This window comes from Telluria sp. RB2R28 (assembly GCF_059685835.1).
The window spans coordinates 150,311-170,564 of record NZ_JCASIK010000001.1; the positions used below are offsets into that span (position 1 = coordinate 150,311).

Genomic DNA, 20,254 nt, shown 5'->3' on the forward strand with positions numbered 1-20,254 from the left:
AGTAGTCCTCAGCGGTCAGGGCGCGTCACTGCAAGTGTTCCCACAGCGTGACGCAACCGACCGCAATCAACACCAGGCCGCCGCCGATCTCGGCGCGCTTGCCCGCCAGGGCGCCAATACGGCGGCCTACCAGCATTCCCAGCGTCACCATCGTCAGCGTCGCCAGGCCGATGGCCAGTGCCGGCCAGACGATGTGGGTGGCGGTAAAGGCCAGACTCACGCCCACGACCATGGCGTCGATGCTGGTAGCAAAGCCCGTCAATGCCAGCAGCCACAGCGGCCGGTTGGAGTCTTCAGCGTCTTCCGGCGGGGAAAAGCCTTCGTGGATCATGCGCAGACCCAGTCCGGTGAGCAGGATGAAGGCGATCCAGTGATCCCAAGTCTCGACGTAGGAAGCGGCAATGCTGCCCAGCGCCCAGCCGACCAGCGGCGTCACGCCCTCGATTACCCCGAACAGAAGGCCCACCTTCAATGCATCCTTGAACCGTACGTGATGGCGGCGCGCGCCCATGGCAATGGCGACGGCAAAGGCGTCGGTAGACATGGCGAAGGCGAGGATGAGAATGGCGACGAGAGACATGACAGCTTTCCGATCGGGCACGACAAAAGGCATGTCGCGTGGCCCGAACGTCACGCAAACATGCCAATGGTCTTGCCAACCAGAAGGCTTGCGCACCATGACGTTGAGCGTCAAGTATGTTGATGCGACAAACTTCCGAAAGAGGAAGCAGGCTACTCCCCAAGGGCGGCGCTATGGTAACTCAGCGGTAGCTAATCGGCAAGGCGCGTTATGTGCGCGTGATGCAGGCGTTAAGGATGTGTTAGCACCACATTGCCAGCATCAAGCGAGAAGGGGGCGGCGCCCCGGTATCCACTTCAGCGCGCGGCCGATCGGCAACTCGACGCCGTGATGGAACAGGGCGCCGGCGATCATGCTGGCAATCCAGGCAAGGATGACGCCGGCAGTCTGCACGAGTACGTCCTGCGGCGCGAAGCGGGTAAATGCCGCGTTGATGACTAGGCACACAGGAAAGTGCACCAGGAATATGGAGAACGAGATGTTCCCGGCGCTGCTGATGACGCGCCACCGGCCGGGTGCGGTCGACGGTGATTGCATGCGGCCGAACGCGACCAGCATACACGCGACGAGCAGTGCAAGTGCAATGCGGCTGCGAAAATCGATCGTCAGCGCGAGCAGCGCCGGCACCGCCATCAGTAGCAGCAGGATGGCGACCGAGCGCGGTCGACGGGCGGGATCGCCCGCCCACCAGGCCAGCGCGCCCAGGCCATAACTGCCGAGAAAGTAGGGCGCCCAGACGTCCCAGTCGGCATCCAGGTTGAAGTACAGCAGCGAGGCGCCGGTGGCAATGGCCGTCACAACTGGGATCAGGTACGCAGGCATGGGTTGTGCCGATACGCGGCTGCAAGCCCACAGCAGGACGCTGAACATGGCATACAGCTGCAGATCGATGGCGACGTACCAGGCGCCGGCCGAGAGCGCGTCGTAGGCGAGTACATCATGCAGCAGGAGCGCGTGTGCGAGCAATTGGCCGCCGCTGGGCGGTGCGGAGATGGCGTCGTGCGTCATCCAGACACCTGCCAGCCACGAGGCGGCAACGGCCAGCAGGATCGCCACAAAGAACGGCGGCGCCAGCTTGGTGTAGCGGCGCAGGATGGTTTTTAACGGATTTGCCGGGCCGGACAACGCCTGGGGTGACAATGATTTTGCGGCAAGGAAACCGCCGATGACGAGGAAGACCTGGACCGCGATGCGGGCGTCCTGGGCGAGCCAATCTATCAGATTGGGGAGTGTCTCGCGGGTGTAGTCGGCCATCGGGCCGTAGAAGGCCAGGTGGTGCAGGACGATCAGCTGGGCGGAGATGGCTTTCAGCAGGTTGATCGTGGCGTATTCTGTGGGGCGTTGTGGCGGGGTTATCGGGGTGATGCTGGGGGTGGACTTCATGTGTTTTCCGAGATGCAGCTGACGCGCTTGTTGGGGCGCTATCATAGCTGATCTTGCTAGAAAGACATGGTGGGCGGCGTGCGGGGGGGGGTGTTTTGGGGTGGCTTGCGGCGATGCCCCTCTCCGATTTAGACCTGCTGCGGTTTGGCAGAGGCGGAAGGGCAAGAAATCGCGGAGCGATTTCCCTCTAATCAGGCGAATCGGAGAGCCTTGCGCTTGCAAGCGCAAGGCGGATTTCCGGCGGGGAGCAGTGCTCCCCGCCGGAAATCCGCCGCGTCCCGCGGGTTCGATCCCCGCCGCCTGGAGCGCAGGCGAAAAAAAACCGTCCACTGGACGGTTTTTTAGGAATACTGGTGGAGGCGGCGGGAATCGAACCCGCGTCCGCAAGCACTCTACAGACAGTTCTACATACTTAGCACTATCATTTAATTTAGCCCGTACAGCGCGGATGTGCACGCTTTGGACAGGCGAGTTACCTTAAATTTCGGAAACAACCAAGTAACCCGGCTGAGTCCTAGCCTCTGTAAATGACTCTACTAGTCTTGCGACTCACCCCAGAGGCGAGGTGTTGTAGAGCTAGCAGCAATTAAGCTGCTTGTGCGTACGAGTTATCGTTTGCAGTTATTGATTTCTGGATGTATTTACGAGGTAACCAGTCCTCGGTATGCCCTGCTCTGCTTTGCAACCCACGTCGAAACCAGGTCGCCCCCAGTGTCGAGAAGTTTTATTGTACCCCATGAGTGGGTGATGTACACCCGATTTCATTAAGAACGCCTTAAAGTCGCTGCTGGTGAGAAACCCGCAATGCATGCTCATATTGCAATATGCTCGTCGCTTTCATCATGTAAACACAAGGTCTGCAATGACATGCATCGTTTGTGGCGGTTCGAAGATGGTCGGGCTGACGGGATGGCATGCAACATGCCGCGGTTGTCGTTATGAAAGCGCCGCGTTGACGCCGGCGATCAATGCGCCCAGTACCGTACCCATGGATGAGGCACAGCGCGAGGCGGCGCTGAAGGCCTTGCGCGTCCAGAATTTCAACACGATCGTCGGCTATGCCAAACAGCATGTTCCGGCCAGCAAACCGCGGCTGCTCGACGTAGGCAGCGCACATGGCTGGTTTCTGGAAGCGGCACGCGGGCAATTCGATGTGCTGGGTGTCGAGCCCGATGCTGAGGTAGGCGGGCGGGCGGCTGCGCGTGGCTTGCCGGTGCGCTCGGGTTATTTTCCCGATGTCGTGGGCCGCGACGAGCGCTTCGATGCGATTGTTTTCAACGATGTGATCGAGCATATTCCTGATATTCACAGCGCACTGGCAGCTTGCCACGCGCATCTGAATGACGGCGGCATCCTGATCCTGAACCTGCCCAATAGCCGCGGCTTTTTCTATCGCGTGTCCAAGGTACTGGCACGGGTCGGCTGGCACGGACCGTTCGAGCGCATGTGGCAAAAGGATATGCCATCGCCGCACGTCCATTATTTTGACCCGCGCAATCTGCGCGAACTGGTACTCAAGCAAGGGTTCACGATGGCGAAAACGGCCGAGCTGCCGGCACTGCGCGCGGAAGGCCTCATGGAACGGCTGCGTTATGTGGGCAAGGCCGCGCCGGTGTCGTTGTATCTGCAATACATCGTCATTCGCTGCGCGATCCCCGTCTTGAGCATTTTCCCGAGCGACATCATCGTCAGTATCTTCAAGAAAAAAGCCGCAAGCTGATCAGCTTGCGGCCAAGGGGAGGTGTGCAGTTGTTGCGTGCTTGGTTGTCGCGTGCTTAGCGGTTGCGGTTGGCAATCTCATTGCCCAGCATGCCGCCGCCGATCACGCCGGCCACGGTAGCCAGTTTCTTGCCATTGCCGCCGCCGATCTGATTGCCGATCAGGCCGCCGATGACGGCGCCGGTACCGATGCCGACATAGTTCGGTTGTGCTGGCGCTGGTTCAGCGTAACGCGGCTGTTCATAGCGCACTGGCTTCGGCGCGGCATGCACCACGCGCGTTTTCTCGACCACGCGCACCACCGGCTTTTCCTTGATGATCACCGTCGGCTGCGGCTGCGGCTGCGGCTGCTGCTGCTGTGCCACTGGCTGGGCATACGCCAGCTGGTTAGCGGGCACCATCGCCGGGACCATCGCAGGAACCAGTTGCTGCTGGTTGGCCGACACCGGCACCAGCTGGCCGTTCTGAACCATATAACCGTTAGGCACTTGCAGGCCAGGCTGCTGCATGCCTGGCTGCTGCAGATTGTATGGCGAGGTGGCGGCCAATGGCATTGGCTCGGGCGCGCTCTTGGACGATGGCAGCAGACCAGTGATCGCTGCGGCACCGGTCAGGCTGACGATGATGACCGACGCCGCTGCGGCTGCCATCATTGGGTGAATGCGGTTGGTGGTGTTTTCCATGATCTGCTCCAGTAAGCTATTGCTTGTTTGTATGGATGTAGATTACTGGCGAGCCCGCTTCCAAGCTAGACGCATCCCTGTATCAATCGTAAAGAGATGTAAGCCCTCAACCCTGGCGGGCACAAACAAAAATGGCGCCCGGAAGAGGGCGCCATCGCAAGGAAGTCAGTGCAGCCCGATCAGGCCGCCCGATCCGCGCGCGACGTGCTGTCCGCAGCATCGCGTAATGCGGCCAGTAATTGCTCCGGCGTGTCGAACAGATAATCAGCGCCCCAGGTCGACGGTGCAATCGCGCCGCAATAACCCCAGGCGCAGGCCACGGTAATCATGCCTGCCGCCTTGCCAGCCTCGATATCGCGCAGGTCGTCACCGACATACCAGCACTGTTCTGGTGCAACGCCGAGCCGGCGCGCGCCTTCGAGCACGGGCGCCGGGTGTGGCTTGGCAAATGCCGTCGTGTCACCGGAGACGATGCAGCCGGCGTGCGCCAATGCGATTTGCGGTACCAGCGGATCGGTAAAGCGTGACGGTTTGTTGGTGACGATACCCCACGCCATGCCGGCTTGTTCGATGCCGGTCAGCAGTTCATTGATGCCGTCAAACAGCGTCGTATGGGCCGACATCGCCGTTTGATAGCGGTCGAACCAGGCCAGGCGCAGTTCTTCGTAACCGTCGTCGCCCGGCGCCAAACCAAAGGCTGCGCCGATCATGCCGCGCGCACCGGCCGAGGCCGTAGGGCGCAGCACTTCGTAGGGCGTCTCGGCCAGGCCGCGCTCGGTGCGCAGCCAGTTGACGGCCGCAGCCAGGTCGGGCGCGGTGTCGGCCAGCGTGCCATCGAGGTCGAACAGGACGGCGCGCGGCGCCGGAATCGAAGCAGGGAAGGTCATCGGATCACAGGGGTTTGGTGCACGCCACCATGTAGTTCACACTGGTGTCGCTGTTGAGCGAATAGATCTTGGTCAGCGGGTTGTAGGTCAGGCCCTTGAGGCCATCGACCTGCAGGCCGGCCTGGCGCACGAACTGCGACAGCTCGGCTGGCGTGATGAACTTGCCGTAGTCGTGCGTGCCGCGCGGCAGCATGCGCAGGATGTACTCGGCGCCGATCACGGCGAACAGGTACGACTTCGGATTGCGGTTGAGCGTCGAAAAGAACAGGTGGCCGCCCGGTTTGACCAGGGCTGCCGCGGCGCGCACGATCGAGGCCGGGTCGGGTACGTGTTCCAGCATTTCCATGCAGGTGACCACGTCGAACTGGCCCGGCTCTGCCAGGGCCATGTCTTCGGCAGCGATGTGCTTGTAGCGCACCTCGACCCCGGATTCCAGGCTGTGCAGGTCAGCGACCTTCAGTGCCTTTTCCGACAAATCGATGCCGGTCACTTTGGCGCCTTTTTTCGCCATCGCCTCGGACAGCACGCCGCCGCCGCAACCGATGTCGATCACGTTCTTGCCGGCCAGCGGCACGCGCGCGTTGATCCATTCCAGCCGCAGGGGATTGATCTCGTGCAGCGGCCGGAATTCCGAGGTCGGATCCCACCAGCGGTGGGCCAGTTCGCTGAACTTCTGAATTTCTGATGGGTCTGAATTTGTCGTCGTCATAGATTGGAATAATAGCGGAAATCGACGTTGCTTGGCGGGCAAGGTCGCCCCGTGCAGGCCGGGGCCAGGTTTGCCCCGGTGCACAAGTCGGGACAGCATCAGAACGCGTGATCGATCCCGATCCGTACCACGCTCTGCGACTGCCCGCTGGCTGGCGCTGCACCATTGATCACCGCATGCGCGCCCTCGCCCGAGGCGCGCTGGTAGGCCAGGGCCGCATACACCACCGTGCGCGATGACAGCGCCATCAGGTCGGCGACATTGGCCTGGTGCCAGCGGTACTGTCCCAGCCGCGAGCTGGTCATCGATAGCACCAGGGTATTCGACTTGACGAGTTCGATCCGGGTGCCCAGTTCGACGTTGCGCATGGTGGCGCTGTCGTCGCCCGCCTGCATCTCGATCCGGGTCAGCATCAAACTGGGCCGGAACCGCCCCAGCTTGTACGCCGCAGTGATGCCGGCGCTCCTGACGCGTTCGGCGGCAAAGTTGGCATACACGGCGTTGGGCACGGCAGCATCGCGGCTCAGGGTCTGGCCAAGCAGACTGTCCAGTCCGAGACCGGCGCCGAGATTGAGCGCGCGATCGTTCGATACCGTATAGGCTGCCGCGCCGGCGAGCTTGGCGCCGCTGTAGCGCAGCCCGAGGCTGTACGAGCGAGCGCGGTTGAAGCCGTCGGCGCGCTCGCCGAAGCCGTTCATGGCGCCCAGCGTGAAGCCGTGGAACGATGGCGACTCATACTTGACCGCGTTATCGATCTGGAACTGGTTGGCCTGGTTATCGAGATTGGCCGGGTGGAAGAAGTACAGCGACGCGAGCGCGCCGCCACCGGTGTAGCGCAGGTAGTCGTACATGAAGTCGGGGATGTGGCCAGCCGAGAGCGTGCCCGCGGCGCCGGACAGGCCCACCCATGCGGCGCGGTTGAACAAGGTGCTGGGGCGCTTCAGCGAGCCGTCGTCGAGGTTGTAGCCGCCTTCGAGCGTGAACAGCGCGCGCACGCCGCTGCCCAGTTCTTCGCTGCCGCGAAAGCCGATACGGTTGGGCGAACGGTTGCCGGTATCGACCTTGGCGTTGTGGGCGCCGCGTTCGTCGCTGAAGCTCGATATGCCAGCATCGACGCTGCCATAAATGGTGAGGTTGGTCTGGGCGCTGGCGCCGGTGGCAGCCAGCAGCAGTACGGGGAACAGCAAACAAGAAGTGCGCACGGTGTCTCCTGATGCACGATGTCGTGACAAAAGCGACCGCTGCTCCCGCGTTCGTGCGCGGGATGCGCGGCCGGGATTGCAACGCGCCGGTCGTGGCAGCGCTGCAAGCCTGGTGAAGTAAAGCGGAGGAAGAAAATCAGCGGGCGGCGCGACGCGCGTTCATGCCGATCATCAGCGCGGCCAGCGAGGCGATCAATACCGGGATCGCGCTGACCAGGAACAGTTCGCGCATGCTCCAGTGCATCGACAGCAGCATGCCGCCGATCACCGGGCCCAGCACCGAACCGATGCGGCCGATACCCAGCGACCAGCCGACGCCGGTGGCGCGGATCGAGGTCGGGTACGATTTCGCCGCCAGCGAATTGGCACCGATCTGGCCGCCGATGACGCAGAAGCCGGCGCCGAAGATCGCTACCACCAGCGCCACGGTCGAGCCGCCCGACAGGCCGATCGCGGCGATGAAGCCGGCCGCCAGCAGGTAGATCGCGGACAGGGCGAAGAATGGCGAGACCTTGTCGAACAGGCGCCCCAGCACCAGCGTGCCGAGGGTGCCGCCGACCTGCAGCATGGCGGTGATCAGGGCCGCCGTGTGTACCGGAATGCCGGCGTCGTTGATCACTGTCGGCAGCCAGTTGGACAGGAAGTACAGCACCATCAGGCTCATGAAGAACACGACCCACAGCAGGCAGGTCAGAACCATGCGTCCGTCGGCGAACAACTGGCGGATCGGCGACTTGTCGACCTTGTGCTCGTCGGCCACGAAGCGCACGTCGGGACTGTTCAGCGCCGGGTCGATTTTCTGCATGATGGCGGCGATGCGCTGCTTGTCGCCGCCATTGAGTACCAGGAAACGCACCGATTCGGGCAGCCACTTCCAGACGACGAGCGCGCCCAGGAGGGGCAGGACGCCGCCGGCCACGAACACCGAGCGCCAGCCGAAATCGTGGATCATGACGGCCGCCGCCACGCCGCCCAGCGCGGCGCCAAGCGAAAAGCCGCAGAACATCACCATCACGGATGTCGAGCGCACCCGTTCCGGCGCGTACTCACTGGTGAGCGCAATCGCGTTCGGCATCACGCAGCCCAGTCCCAACCCGGTCAGGAAACGCAGTGCCAGCAGGGTCTCGATCGAGCTGGCGGTGGCGGTCAAGAGCGACATGATGCCGAAGAACACCATGCCGCCCAGCAGTGCCGGGCGGCGTCCGAAGCGGTCCGAAAGTGGCCCGCCGATGAGGGCGCCCAGCATCAGGCCGACCAGGCTGGCGGAAAATACCGGACTGAGTGCGGCGCGGCTGATGCCGAGCTCGGCGATGATGGCGGGCGCCACATAGCCGATGGCCTGGGTGTCGAAGCCGTCCAGGAAGACGATCAGTGCGCATAGCCCCGCGACGAGGAACTGATAGCGTCCGAATGGGCGCTCGTCGATGCGCTCGCGGACGTTGATGGTGGTTGGTATAGTCATAGTGTCTCCATGATTATTATGTGTGTGTCGCTTATTCGGCGTCGGGCTGGTGCGCCGGATGGGCGTCGGCGAACGCAGCCATTCCGGCGCAGGCGGCCACGATGCCCGAGATGCGTGGATAGGCGTCGAGCTCGATGCCGAAGCGCCCGGCATTGAACGCCTGCGGCACCAGTACGCAGTCGGCCATGCCTGGCTCGTCGCCGGCGCAGAACCTCGACTGGTGCGCGCGCCGCGCCAGCATGGCCTCGACTGCCGCCAGTCCCGGCACCGTCCAGTGGCGCACCCAGGCAAGTTTTTGCGCTTCGCTCAGTCCCAACTCTCCGGTCAGGTACTTGAGCACGCGCAGGTTATTGAGCGGGTGGATTTCGCAGGCGATGGTCTGGCACAGGGCGCGCACCCAGGCGCGCGCCCCGGCATCGGATGGCAGCAGCGGCGCGCCCGGCTGGGTCTCTTCGAGCCACTCGATGATCGCCAATGACTGCGTCAGCGTCGCGTCGCCGGCCACCAGCACCGGCACCACCGCGTCCGGGCTGAGTGCACGAAAAGCAGGCGTGAACTGCTCGCCGCCGCCACGGTTCAGGTGGACCGGCAGGTAGGCGTAGTCCAGGCCCTTGAGCCCGAGTGCGATCCGTACCCGGTACGACGACGAGCTGCGGAAATAATTGTGCAGATCAAAGCGCATCGGCGGCGCCCACTTTCACGCGGATCTCGCCCAGGCCGTCTACCCCGCCGTGCATCAGGTCGTCCGCCACCACGGCGCCGACGCCGGCCGGCGTGCCCGTGTAGATCAGGTCGCCCGGCTGCAGCTCGACATAGCGCGACAGGAAGGCGATGGTTTCGGTCACGTTCCAGATCAGCTTGTCGACATTGCTGTCCTGGCGGCGCTCGCCATTGACGTCGATCCAGATCCGCGCCTGACCGATGCCGCTCACGCTGTCGGCCGGATGGATCGGTCCGATCGGCGCCGACTGGTCGTATGCCTTGCCCAATTCCCACGGACGGCCGGCCTTACGCAGTTCCATCTGCAGGTCGCGCCGGGTCATGTCGATGCCGACCGCGTAGCCGTAGATGTGCGCCGCGGCGTCGGCTTCACTGATGTTCGCGCCGCGCTTGCCGATTGCCACCACCAGTTCGATTTCGTGGTGCAGATTCGCCGTTTGTGGCGGGTAGGGAATGGTCACCGTCGTTTCCGGCGCCACGTTGACGATGGCGTCGGCCGGCTTGGCAAAGAAGAACGGCGGCTCGCGTCCGCTGAAACCCATTTCCTGGGCGTGTTCGACGTAGTTGCGGCCGACGCAGTAGATGCGGCGCACCGGAAAGGTGAGCGCGCTGCCGGCGATGGGCACGGCCGGAACGGGAAGTTCGAAAAGGTGGGACATGGTCGGATTCCTTCTGGTTGCAGGTTATTGGGGGACGAGCCGTTCTTCGCGCAGGATGCCCAGCGCCTGTTGCACGGGACGATCGGAAAAACTGAACAGCACCGCCTCGGTCTCGGCTTCGAACCGCAGCGTGTGCCAGGACGGCACCACGAAATGGTCGCGCGGACCGAACGGGAATTGCCAGGTCTGGCCATCGCGCTCGACGATGGCCACGCCGCGGCCTTCCACCACCGAGTACACGGCGCCGTCGGTGCTGCGCTGCGGCTTGCCACGAAAGCCTGCCGGCAGCAGCTGCATGAAGGTGCCGATGGTCGGCATGGCCCAGCCGCCGGTGGCCGGGTTCACGTAGCGCATCTTGACCCCGTGCCAGTCGTCGACCGGTCCGTTGCGGCGCAGGGTCTCGAGTGCCGCACGGGTGCGCGCGTACGGGTAGCTGAAGATTGGCGAGGTGGCGCCGTACGGCGCGTCGTATTCCAGTGGCAGCATGTTGGCGCCGTAGCGCGCGAAGCTGTCGCCCTCGGCGCGCACCAGTGGCTGCTCGGCCTCGGCGTGGTTCTCGGCGAAGCCGGCGTCGAAGAAGCGCAGCATCGGGATGTCCAGCCCATCGAGCCAGACCACCGGGTTGCCGCCTTCGGCTTCGGTCCGGTTGCCGTGGTCGTGGAAGGCCCACGACGGGGTGATGATGAAGTCGCCCGGGTGCATCGGCGTGCGCTCGCCGTTCACAGCAGTCCAGGCACTGTCGCCCTCGACGATGAAGCGCAGCGCGCTTTGCGTATGACGATGGCTGGGCGCGACCTCTCCCGGCATGATCAGCTGCAGGCCCGCGTACAGGCTTTGCGTGATGCTGGACTTGCCTGCCAGGGCCGGGTTTTCCAGCACCAGCACGCGCCGCACAGCTTCCGCCGCCGTGATCAGCTCGCCGGCGCGCATCAGGTGCGGACGCAGCGTGGCGTAATCCCAGCAGTGCGGCTGACAGTTGGCGGCCGGGTATTTCGGCACCAGCGCGTGGAGCGACTCCCACAGGGGCGATAGCTGCAGGGCAGCGATTTCCTCATAGTATTGTTGACGGACATTCATTGCGAGCTCCTGGTGCGCGGGTGGCATTCAGCGTGTCCTTGTTCAGGCCGGCCACGTTCTTGTAGCTGTTCGAGATTGCGGCCAGCCGGTCGCGGCTGATCACGTCCTCGATGCTGCCGAAAGGCTGGCCGCCGGTCAGTTCGTGCACCGTCTTGAGGATGGCGTCGGGCGGCGCCGTTCGGTTCATCAGCACCACGTCGGCAGTGGCCTTGCCGCGGACCGCGTCATAGGCGGTCAGCGCGTCGGCGCAGGGGCCGAACCGGCGCAGCTGCTCGACCAGGCAGGGCGCGTCCAGGATCGCCTGGCCGGCGCCATTGGACCCGCGCGGCACCATCGGGTGCGCCGCATCGCCCAGCAGGGTCACTCGGCCGAAGCTCCAGCGCGGCAGCGGGTCCTGGTCGACCATCGGGTACTCGAGAATGTTGTCGGTGTTCTTGATCATGGCGGCCACGTCGAGCCAGTCGAAGTGCCAGTCGGCGAAGGCGGGGTAGAAGTCTTCCAGCCGGCCCTGCCGGTTCCAGTCGCGCCGCGCCGGGTGCGCCGCTTCGATCTCGGCCACCCAGTTGATCAACTGGTTGCCGTGGCCGTCGACGTTGTCGCGGATCGGGTAGATCACCATCTTGCCGACCGACAGCCAGCCGGCGCGCACCATCGTGGCGCCGCCCAGGAACGGCTTCATGACGACCGCGCCGCGCCACATGTTCACGCCCGAGTAGCGCGGTGGGCCATCGTCCGGATACAGTTGCTTGCGGATCGCCGAATGGATGCCGTCGCAGCCGACCGCGATCCTGGCGCGCACGCCGGCGCGCGGCTGGCCACCGGCATCGACGAAGCGCAGGTCGACGCCCGCGTCGTCCTGTTCGAAGCCAGCGCAGCGGTGATCGGCAACGATCGCGGCGGCGCCCATGCGCTCGCGCACTGCCTGCAGGAGCACCGCCTGCAGGTCGCCACGGTGGATCGAGAATTGCGGCCAGTGATAGCCCGCGAAGCGGCCAGCCGGTTCGCTGTAGACGAACTGGCCATGAGCGTTATAGAAGGCCGATTCGGCCGTGGTGACGCCGACCGCGGTCAGCGCGTCGAGCAGGCCCAGGCCATCGAGCACGCTCACTGCGTGCGGCAGCAGATTGATGCCGACGCCGAGTGGCTTGATCTCGGCGGCGGCTTCGAATACGCGGCACGAGAAGCCGGCGGCATGCAGGCTGAGGGCGGCGGTGAGGCCACCGATGCCAGCGCCGAGAATGGCGATATCGCAGTCGAAATTGGTGTTGTCCATTTAGGGTCCTTGTGTCTTGCGGCGCCGGCACTGCCGGCTGTCTCCGTAGGCACATTTAAACCCTGTCTCGGCTATTATGGAAATTTGAATACTGTATCAATTCACAAGCAAACGTTATGAATTACTCCTTTCGCCAATTGAAGGCGTTCCTGCTGGTGAGCGAACTTGGCAATTTCACCCGGGCGGCAGAACGCATGCACGTGACCCAGGCCGGGCTGAGCGCCATGATGCGCGAACTGGAAGTCCAGTTCGGCAGCCGCCTGTTCGAGCGGACCACCCGCAACGTCGGCCTGACGCCGGCCGGCGAAATACTGCTGCCGGCGGCCCAGGCTGCGGTGGAGGGGCTCGCGCAGGCCGCCGCTGCGATCGGAGACATCGGCAAAGAGTCGCGCCAGAACCTGCGCATCGCGGCCACGCCGCTAGTCTCGTCGAGCCTGCTCCCGGAGGTATTCGGCAGTTTTCGGCGCCAGTATCCGGACGTGAATCTGCAATTGCAGGACGACGACGTAGGGCGCGTGCACGCGCTGGTCGAATCCGGCGAGGCCGACTTCGGGCTAGGATTTTTCTTCAAACCGGCGCAGGGCATCGAGCGGACCTTGCTGTGCTCGTTTTCGCTGATGCGGGTGGCGCCATTGTCGGGAAAGCGAAACGGCGGCGCGAGTGGGGTGGGGCGGGTGCCGTGGAGCGCGCTGCAGCAGGAAACCTTGATCGGCCTGCCGCGCGATAATCAGATCCAGCAGTTTGTAGACAGCAGCCTGGCCCGCATCGGGCGCGGCAACGAGGAGCGCGCCAGCTTCCGCCACTTCGACACGCTGATTGGCATGGTCGCGGCCGGCATGGGCTCGACCATCATTCCATCATTCGCCCTGTTGGCTTGCCGCCAGCGCGCGGTGAGCACCGATATCCTGGTCGACCCTGAAGAAACCCTGGGCTTTTATCGCATCAGCAAGCGCGGACGCGCCAAACCCGAGCTGATGTCCGAGTTCAGCCGGACGCTGGTGTCGCTGCTTCCCGGTTGAGGTCGGGGACAAGAACTTGGTGGACATAGGCTGCACCATAAAAAAAATGCCGTTCAGTCTTAACTGAACGGCATCACCGCCGGGGCGGGGCGTGGAGGGCCCGCTAAAGGCCCTACACAGCTAAATTACTTGGCGGCGCCGCGGGTGCCCACCACTTCGATTTCCACGCGACGGTTCTGTGCGCGGCCTTCGGCAGTCGCGTTGTCCGCTTTAGGCTGGCTCTCGCCCTTGCCTTCGGTGTAGATGCGGGTTTCTTCGATGCCCTTGCCCTTCAGGTAAGCCTTGACAGCTTCTGCACGGCGGATCGACAGTTTCTGATTGTATGCATCGGTACCGACCGAGTCAGTGTGACCGACGGCGATGATGACTTCCAGGTTCATGTCGCCCAGCTTGCCGCTCAGCTCGTCCAGCGATGCCTTGCCGGCTGGCTTCAGGATCGCCTTGTCGAAATCGAAGAAGGCGTCGGCCGAGTAGCTGACTTTTTCCGAGGTTGGTACTGGGGCAGCGACAGGCACAGGTGCCGGTGCTGGTGCAGGGGCGACTGGCGCTGGTGGCGCGACGCACTTGCCGTTTTCAAGCTTTTCTGGCTCGACGCACAGTGGCGCGTCGCAACCTGGGACCGCATCGGCCGGGGTCCAGTAGCCGGTACGCCAGCACAGACCGAAAGGATTGCGTGCGATCACGCCGCGGCTGTCCTGCACATAAGCGCTGTATGGGGTGCGCGCTTGCAGGTCAGTGGTCAGCGGCGCATAAGGTGGGGCGCTTTGGGCAGAAGCGACGCCCGCGATGGCGGCCGTTGCTGCGAACAGAACAGTGATCATTTTTTTCATATTCTTTTCCTTTCGGTAAATTCCGTGTCGATTCAGACAGTCTCCATGTGGTCATAACAATAACATGGTGGCTGCTCTGTCCGTTTCGTATTGTGAAACAAGCAATTGACTTCCTGGCCATTCTGCCACACGCACCAAAATCGTACGACTGCACCTAAATCAAACACCGGGCATTTGTTGCTTGACGTTGTTTAAGCGCAACATTTATGCAAGCAGGCGTCGCTGGTGACGACAATACTGGAACTTTTAGTGAGTCCAGTCCGGATTTCCCGTGTCAAAAAGGCATGGTCCGGAATTGAGCAACTACTATGTTGCGCGTGGTAGAATCGTCCGCTGTAACTTATAACTTTCGCCTGAAAGCAGTCGACCCGCCAATGGATCAATTCGCAAAAGAAACAGTCCCGATTTCCCTCGAAGAAGAGATGCGCAAGAGCTATCTCGATTACGCGATGAGCGTGATCGTGGGCCGCGCACTGCCGGATGTCCGCGACGGCTTAAAGCCGGTGCACCGCCGCGTCCTGTACGCGATGCACGAAATGAACAACGTGTGGAACCGGCCTTACCTGAAGTGCGCGCGCGTCGTCGGCGATACGATGGGCAAGTTCCACCCGCACGGCGACTCGTCGATCTACGACACGCTCGTGCGCATGGCGCAGGACTTCTCGCTGCGCTACACGCTGGTCGACGGCCAGGGCAACTTCGGTTCCATCGATGGCGACAGCGCCGCGGCGATGCGTTACACCGAGTGCCGCCTGGACAAGATTGCCGGCGAAATTCTGGCTGACATCGACAAGGACACCGTCGACTTCCAGCCGAACTACGACGGCAAAGAGAAAGAGCCGACCGTCCTGCCAACCCGCATCCCGAACCTCTTGATCAACGGTTCGTCGGGCATCGCGGTCGGCATGGCCACCAATATTCCGCCGCACAACCTGTCTGAAGTGATTGCCGGCGCGATGCACGTGCTGCACAACCCGGATTGCACGATTGACGAGCTGATCGAGCTGATCCCGGCGCCGGACTTCCCGACCGCCGGCATCATCTATGGCGTCTCGGGCGTGCGCGACGGTTACCGCACCGGCCGTGGCCGCGTCGTGATGCGCGCCAAGACCCACTTCGAAGAAATCGGCCGCGACGGCGCCCGCACGGCGATCATCATCGATGAGCTGCCGTACCAGGTGAACAAGAAGTCGCTGCTCGAGCGCATCGCCGAAAACGTGCGCGACAAGAAGCTCGAAGGCATTTCCGACATCCGCGACGAGTCCGACAAGTCGGGCATGCGCGTCGTGATCGAGCTCAAGCGCGGCGAAGTCCCTGAAGTTGTACTGAACAACCTGTACAAGCAAACGCAGCTGCAAGACACGTTCGGCATGAACATGGTGGCGCTGGTCAATGGCCAGCCGAAGCTGCTGAACCTCAAGCAGATGCTCGAGTGCTTCCTGTCGCACCGCCGCGAAGTCGTCACGCGCCGTACCGTGTTCGAACTGCGCAAGGCGCGCGACCGCGGCCACATGCTCGAAGGCCTGGCTGTTGCGCTGGCCAATATCGACGATTTCATCGCGATCATCAAGGCGGCGCCATCGCCACCGGTCGCCAAGGTCGAGCTGATGCAGCAAGCCTGGGATTCGTCCCTGGTGCGCGAAATGCTCAACCGTACCGAAACCGGCGCGGCCGGCGGCATCGAAGCCTTCCGTCCCGAGCACCTGCCAAAGCACTACGGCATGCAGCCAGACGGCCTGTACAAGCTGTCGGACGAACAGGCGCAAGAGATTCTGCAGATGCGTCTGCAGCGCCTGACGGGCCTGGAGCAGGACAAGATTGTCAACGAGTACAAGGAAGTGATGACCCACATCGCCGACCTGCTCGACATCCTGTCCAAACCAGAGCGCGTCACCACGATCATCGTCGACGAAATGACGGCGATCAAATCCGAGTACGCCGACAACGGCAAGGATGCGCGCCGTTCGGCCATCGAGCACAATGCCAGCGACCTCGAAACCGAAGACCTGATCACGCCGCAGGACATGGTCGTGACGCTGTCGCACTCGGGCTACATGAAGTCGCAGCCGGTGTCCGAATACCGCGCGCAAAAGCGTGGCGGTCGTGGCAAGCAGGCGATGGCAACGAAAGAAGACGACTGGATCGACCAGCTCTTCATCGCCAACACGCACGACTACATCCTGTGCTTCAGCAACCGTGGCCGCATGTACTGGCTCAAGGTCTGGGAAGTGCCGCAAGGCTCGCGCAACTCGCGCGGCAAGCCGATCGTCAATATGTTCCCGCTGCAGGACAACGAAAAGATCACCGTCGTGCTGCCGCTGCAGGGCGAGAACCGCACCTTCCCTGAAGACCATTACGTCTTCATGTCCACGTCGCTGGGCACCGTCAAGAAGACGCCGCTGCGCGACTTCTCCAATCCACGCAAGGCCGGCATCATCGCGGTCGACCTGGACGAAGGCGACGTGCTCGTTGGCGCGGCGCTCACCGATGGCAAGCACGACGTGATGCTGTTCTCCGACGCCGGCAAGGCCGTGCGCTTCGACGAGAACGACGTGCGCCCGATGGGCCGTACGGCGCGCGGCGTGCGCGGCATGAACCTCGAAGAAGGCCAGGAAGTCATCGCGCTGCTGGTGGCCGAGAACGAGCAGCAAACCGTTCTCACCGCGACCGAGAACGGCTTCGGCAAGCGTACCCCGATCACGGAGTACACGCGCCATGGCCGCGGCACGAAGGGCATGATCGCGATCCAGACCTCCGAGCGTAACGGCAAGGTGGTGGCCGCGACCCTGGTCGAGCCAAGCGACGAGATCATGCTGATCACGACGGGCGGCGTGCTGATTCGCACCCGCGTCTCCGAGATCCGCGAGATGGGCCGCGCGACGCAGGGCGTGACCCTCATCGCCGTGGAAGACGGCACCAAGCTGTCCGGCCTGCAGCGCATTGTCGAAACCGACCTCGAAGAAGTCGAGTTCGAGCCGGCGCCTGAGTAACGCGGTTCAGACAGGCGCCTGGCGCGCCTGTTGTCACGATCCCCAATGGCCGGCCCGGCAGGCCGGCCATTGTCTCAAGTCGATGGGCTCTGCCACCCGCATGGACACTTGATGAAACAGCACCTTCTTGCCCTGAGCATCGTTGCCGCCCTGACCGGCGCGCCATCGTTCGCACTCGCCCAGAGCGCGCCAGTTGCCAGCGCCACCAGCGCGCAATCGGCCGCCGTCAAGGAACTGCTCGACGCGATGGATTTTCGCACGATGATGATCGCGTCATTCACCGAGATGGAAAAGGCGCTGCCGCAGATGATGCGCGACCAGATGGCGGCCGTGATGGATGCCGATCCGACTGTTGGCGCCGAGGAAAAGAAGGCGGCGCTGGCCAAGGTCGAGCAGGTCTTGCCGGGGGCGTCGCAAGCCATCAGCAGCCTGTTCAAGGATCCTGCGCTCATCGACGAGATGATGGCCGAGATCGCGCCGCTGTACGTCAAGAATTACACGGTCGCCGAACTGCACGAGCTCACCGCGTTCTACCGCACGCCGCTGGGCCGAAAGGTGGTGGCCCTGAGCCCGCGCCTGTCGACCGAGAGCATGGCTGCCGGCCAGCGCATCGTCGCGCCGCGCCTGAATGGCGTGATGCAGGAAGTCATGCAGAGCGCGCAAGGCAAATAACCCTCCACGAAAGGACCGCATGACCCAGATCTTCAATTTCTCGGCCGGCCCCGCTGTACTGCCGAAAGAGGTGCTCCAACAGGCCGCGCACGACATGCTCGACTGGCATGGCAGCGGCATGTCGGTGATGGAGATGAGCCACCGTGGTCCTGAATTCTCCAGCATCCACCGCCAGGCGATGATTGATCTGCGCGAGCTGCTGAACGTGCCGGCCAATTACAAGATCCTGTTCCAGCAGGGTGGGGGGCTCGGGCAGAACGCCATCGTGCCCCTCAACCTGGCCGGGCGCCGGCCCGACCCGGTGATCGACTTCGTCCACACCGGCACCTGGTCGGGCAAGTCGACCAAGGAAGCAGCGCGCTTTGCTCGCGTGAACATCGCGGCATCGGGCGAGCCTGACCACTTCACCCGCGTGCCGGCCCGCGACACCTGGCGCCTGAGCGACGACGCATCGTATCTGCACATCTGCACCAACGAGACCATCGACGGCGTGGAATACCCTGACGCGCCCGACGTGCCGGCCGATCTGCCGATCGTGGCCGACATGTCGTCGCACATCCTGTCGCGCCAGATCGACATCTCGAAGTACGGCGTGATCTTCGCCGGCGCGCAGAAGAACATCGGCCCGGCGGGCCTGACGCTCGTGATCGTGCGCGATGACCTGCTCGACTTTGCCTCGGCCCAATGCCCGTCGGCCTTCCACTGGAAGACCTGCGCCGAGCACGATTCGCTGTACAACACGCCGCCCACCTATGCGATCTATATCGCGGGCCTCGTGTTCGCGTGGCTGAAAGAGCGCGGCGGCGTGGCGGCGATGGAAGCCATCAATATCGAAAAAGCGCGCCTGCTGTACGCCGCGCTCGACGCCGACGATTTTTACGCCAACCGCGTGGATCCGGCTTACCGCTCGCGCATGAACATTCCGTTCTACCTGCGCGACGAATCACTGAACGAGCAATTCCTGGCCGGCGCGAAAGAGCGCGGGCTGTTGCAACTGAAGGGCCACAAGTCCGTCGGCGGCATGCGGGCATCCATCTACAACGCGATGCCAATCGAGGGCGTACAGGCCCTCGTCGATTATTTGAACACGTTTGCGGGACGGTAGATCGTATCGGCCGGCTGGACGCGTGGACGGCGGAGCCGTCCACCCTACGCCAATGTGCACGATGGGCGGGTGTACCGATAGGGTGGGCGGGTATCCGGCCCGCGCATTCAATGCACCGTAGGGTGGACGGGTATCCCGTCCACGCGTCCAATGCACCGCTGATGCGCCCGAACGCAAACAACATCGACCAACCAGCATAACGATGACAGACAAACTCACCCCCTTGCGCGAACGCATCGATGCGATCGACGCACAAATCCTCCAGTTGTTGAGCGAGCGCGGCCAGGTCGCGCAGGCTGTCGGCCACGTGAAGGCCGAAACCAACGCGCCCGTGTTTCGCCCCGAGCGCGAAGCGCAGGTGCTGCGCGGCGTGGCCGAGCGCAATCCCGGCCCGCTCAAGAACAGCGACGTCCAGACCATCTTCCGCGAGATCATGTCGTCCTGCCGCGCCCTCGAAAAGCGCGTCACGGTGGCGTTTCTCGGCCCCACGGGCACCTTCAGCGAGCAGGCCGTGTTCCAGCAGTTCGGCACGGCCATCGACGCGCTGCCGTGCGTGTCGATCGATGAGGTGTTTCGCGCCACTGAGGCCGGTACCGCCGACTTTGGCGTGGTCCCGGTCGAGAATTCGTCCGAGGGCGCCATCAACCGCACCCTCGACTTGCTGCTGGCAACGACCACCATCATCAGCGGCGAGGTCTCGATCGCAGTCCACCACAGCCTGATGTCCAAAACGGGGACGATGGACGGCGTGACCGTCGTCTGCGCCCATTCGCAGGCGCTGGCACAATGCCAGGTGTGGCTGAACCAGCATTACCCGAACATCGAGCGCCGCGCGGTTGCGTCGAACGCCGAGGCAGCCGTGCTGGCCAGCCAGGATCCGACGGTAGCCGCGATCGCCAGCGAGATGGCGGGCGAGCAGTATCGCCTGGGCGTCGTGCAGGCCCACATCCAGGACGATCCGCACAACCGCACGCGCTTCGTCGTGATCGGGCAGCTGCAGACCGGCCGCTCGGGCAAGGACCGCACCGGCATCGTGCTGGCCGTGCCGAACAAGGCCGGCGCCGTCTACAACCTGCTCGCGCCTCTTGAAAAACACGGCGTGTCGATGACGCGTTTCGAGTCGCGCCCGGCCCGCATCGGCACCTGGGAGTACTACTTCTACGTCGACATCGAGGGCCACGTGCACGACGCCGCCGTTGCGCGCGCGCTCGAGGAACTCAAGGACAACGCCGCCTTCTTCAAGGTGCTGGGGTCCTACCCGCAAAGCCTTTAAACGATTACGAG

Annotated in this window: 18 protein-coding genes, 1 other RNA gene and 1 riboswitch; of the genes, 6 read left to right on the plus strand and 13 right to left on the minus strand. The window is 63.4% G+C overall.

All coding sequences use genetic code 11. The features are described 5' to 3' along the window. Positions 1 to 25 precede the first annotated feature (25 nt). The 3 genes from AC56LV_RS00655 to ssrA form a co-directional block, all read right to left on the minus strand. Complete coding sequence (locus AC56LV_RS00655; RefSeq protein ID WP_499555231.1) at positions 26 to 580, minus strand: manganese efflux pump MntP; 555 nt, start codon at positions 578 to 580, stop codon at positions 26 to 28. Between the two features lie 3 nt (positions 581 to 583). Further along, a riboswitch (yybP-ykoY riboswitch) is annotated at positions 584 to 757 on the minus strand. 84 nt (positions 758 to 841) lie between these two features. Then, positions 842 to 1,963 (minus strand): acyltransferase family protein, encoded by a 1,122-nt coding sequence (locus AC56LV_RS00660; protein ID WP_499555233.1) that lies wholly within the window; start codon positions 1,961 to 1,963, stop codon positions 842 to 844. Between the two features lie 351 nt (positions 1,964 to 2,314). Continuing rightward, positions 2,315 to 2,673, minus strand: a transfer-messenger RNA (tmRNA) gene (gene ssrA, locus AC56LV_RS00665). A 152-nt stretch (positions 2,674 to 2,825) separates the two neighbouring features. On the opposite strand from ssrA, the gene AC56LV_RS00670 reads away from it, so the two are divergent. Continuing rightward, positions 2,826 to 3,683, plus strand: a complete 858-nt coding sequence (locus AC56LV_RS00670) for a class I SAM-dependent methyltransferase (RefSeq protein WP_499555235.1) — start codon at positions 2,826 to 2,828, stop codon at positions 3,681 to 3,683. Between the two features lie 55 nt (positions 3,684 to 3,738). Here the strand turns inward: AC56LV_RS00670 and AC56LV_RS00675 are convergent, their stop codons facing one another. From AC56LV_RS00675 to AC56LV_RS00715, 9 genes are all read right to left on the minus strand, one after another. Further along, positions 3,739 to 4,365 (minus strand): glycine zipper 2TM domain-containing protein, encoded by a 627-nt coding sequence (locus tag AC56LV_RS00675; RefSeq protein ID WP_499555237.1) that lies wholly within the window; start codon positions 4,363 to 4,365, stop codon positions 3,739 to 3,741. A 179-nt stretch (positions 4,366 to 4,544) separates the two neighbouring features. Beyond that, complete coding sequence (locus tag AC56LV_RS00680) at positions 4,545 to 5,252, minus strand: HAD family hydrolase (RefSeq protein WP_499555239.1); 708 nt, start codon at positions 5,250 to 5,252, stop codon at positions 4,545 to 4,547. A gap of 4 nt (positions 5,253 to 5,256) precedes the next feature. Continuing rightward, complete coding sequence (gene ubiG, locus AC56LV_RS00685) at positions 5,257 to 5,961, minus strand: bifunctional 2-polyprenyl-6-hydroxyphenol methylase/3-demethylubiquinol 3-O-methyltransferase UbiG (RefSeq protein ID WP_499555241.1); 705 nt, start codon at positions 5,959 to 5,961, stop codon at positions 5,257 to 5,259. Positions 5,962 to 6,059: 98 nt separating this feature from the next. After that, entirely contained in the window at positions 6,060 to 7,163 is a 1,104-nt protein-coding gene (locus AC56LV_RS00690) for a porin (RefSeq protein WP_499555243.1), read from the minus strand. A gap of 136 nt (positions 7,164 to 7,299) precedes the next feature. After that, on the minus strand, positions 7,300 to 8,625 hold the full coding sequence (locus tag AC56LV_RS00695) for an MFS transporter (protein WP_499555245.1): 1,326 nt from the start codon (positions 8,623 to 8,625) through the stop codon (positions 7,300 to 7,302). A 31-nt stretch (positions 8,626 to 8,656) separates the two neighbouring features. Next, entirely contained in the window at positions 8,657 to 9,307 is a 651-nt protein-coding gene (gene maiA / locus AC56LV_RS00700; protein ID WP_499555247.1) for a maleylacetoacetate isomerase, read from the minus strand. Further along, complete coding sequence (locus tag AC56LV_RS00705; protein ID WP_499555248.1) at positions 9,297 to 10,004, minus strand: fumarylacetoacetate hydrolase family protein; 708 nt, start codon at positions 10,002 to 10,004, stop codon at positions 9,297 to 9,299. The genes maiA and AC56LV_RS00705 overlap by 11 nt, the downstream gene beginning before the upstream one ends. Positions 10,005 to 10,028: 24 nt before the next feature. Further along, entirely contained in the window at positions 10,029 to 11,081 is a 1,053-nt protein-coding gene (gene gtdA / locus AC56LV_RS00710; protein ID WP_499555250.1) for a gentisate 1,2-dioxygenase, read from the minus strand. Next, entirely contained in the window at positions 11,056 to 12,354 is a 1,299-nt protein-coding gene (locus AC56LV_RS00715; RefSeq protein WP_499555252.1) for a flavin-dependent oxidoreductase, read from the minus strand. Before AC56LV_RS00715 ends, gtdA begins: the two co-directional genes overlap by 26 nt. Positions 12,355 to 12,470: 116 nt before the next feature. On the opposite strand from AC56LV_RS00715, the gene AC56LV_RS00720 reads away from it, so the two are divergent. Further along, a complete protein-coding gene (locus AC56LV_RS00720; protein WP_499555254.1) occupies positions 12,471 to 13,373 on the plus strand; it encodes a LysR family transcriptional regulator in 903 nt (300 codons plus the stop codon). A gap of 125 nt (positions 13,374 to 13,498) precedes the next feature. On the opposite strand, the gene ompA is transcribed toward AC56LV_RS00720, so the two are convergent. Then, positions 13,499 to 14,203: an outer membrane protein OmpA gene (gene ompA, locus AC56LV_RS00725; RefSeq protein WP_499555256.1), complete on the minus strand. Its 705-nt coding sequence runs from the start codon at positions 14,201 to 14,203 to the stop codon at positions 13,499 to 13,501. Positions 14,204 to 14,577: 374 nt separating this feature from the next. Between ompA and gyrA the strand changes: the two genes are divergently transcribed. From gyrA to pheA, 4 genes are all read left to right on the plus strand, one after another. After that, a complete protein-coding gene (gene gyrA / locus AC56LV_RS00730) occupies positions 14,578 to 17,193 on the plus strand; it encodes a DNA gyrase subunit A (RefSeq protein WP_183550057.1) in 2,616 nt (871 codons plus the stop codon). A gap of 111 nt (positions 17,194 to 17,304) precedes the next feature. After that, the gene (locus AC56LV_RS00735) at positions 17,305 to 17,865 is read left to right on the plus strand and encodes a DUF2059 domain-containing protein (RefSeq protein ID WP_499555258.1); all 561 of its coding nucleotides are present in this window, start codon (positions 17,305 to 17,307) and stop codon (positions 17,863 to 17,865) included. A gap of 19 nt (positions 17,866 to 17,884) precedes the next feature. Then, positions 17,885 to 18,970, plus strand: a complete 1,086-nt coding sequence (serC, locus tag AC56LV_RS00740) for a 3-phosphoserine/phosphohydroxythreonine transaminase (RefSeq protein ID WP_499555260.1) — start codon at positions 17,885 to 17,887, stop codon at positions 18,968 to 18,970. A gap of 202 nt (positions 18,971 to 19,172) precedes the next feature. Then, on the plus strand, positions 19,173 to 20,243 hold the full coding sequence (pheA, locus tag AC56LV_RS00745; RefSeq protein ID WP_499555262.1) for a prephenate dehydratase: 1,071 nt from the start codon (positions 19,173 to 19,175) through the stop codon (positions 20,241 to 20,243). Positions 20,244 to 20,254 lie beyond the last annotated feature (11 nt).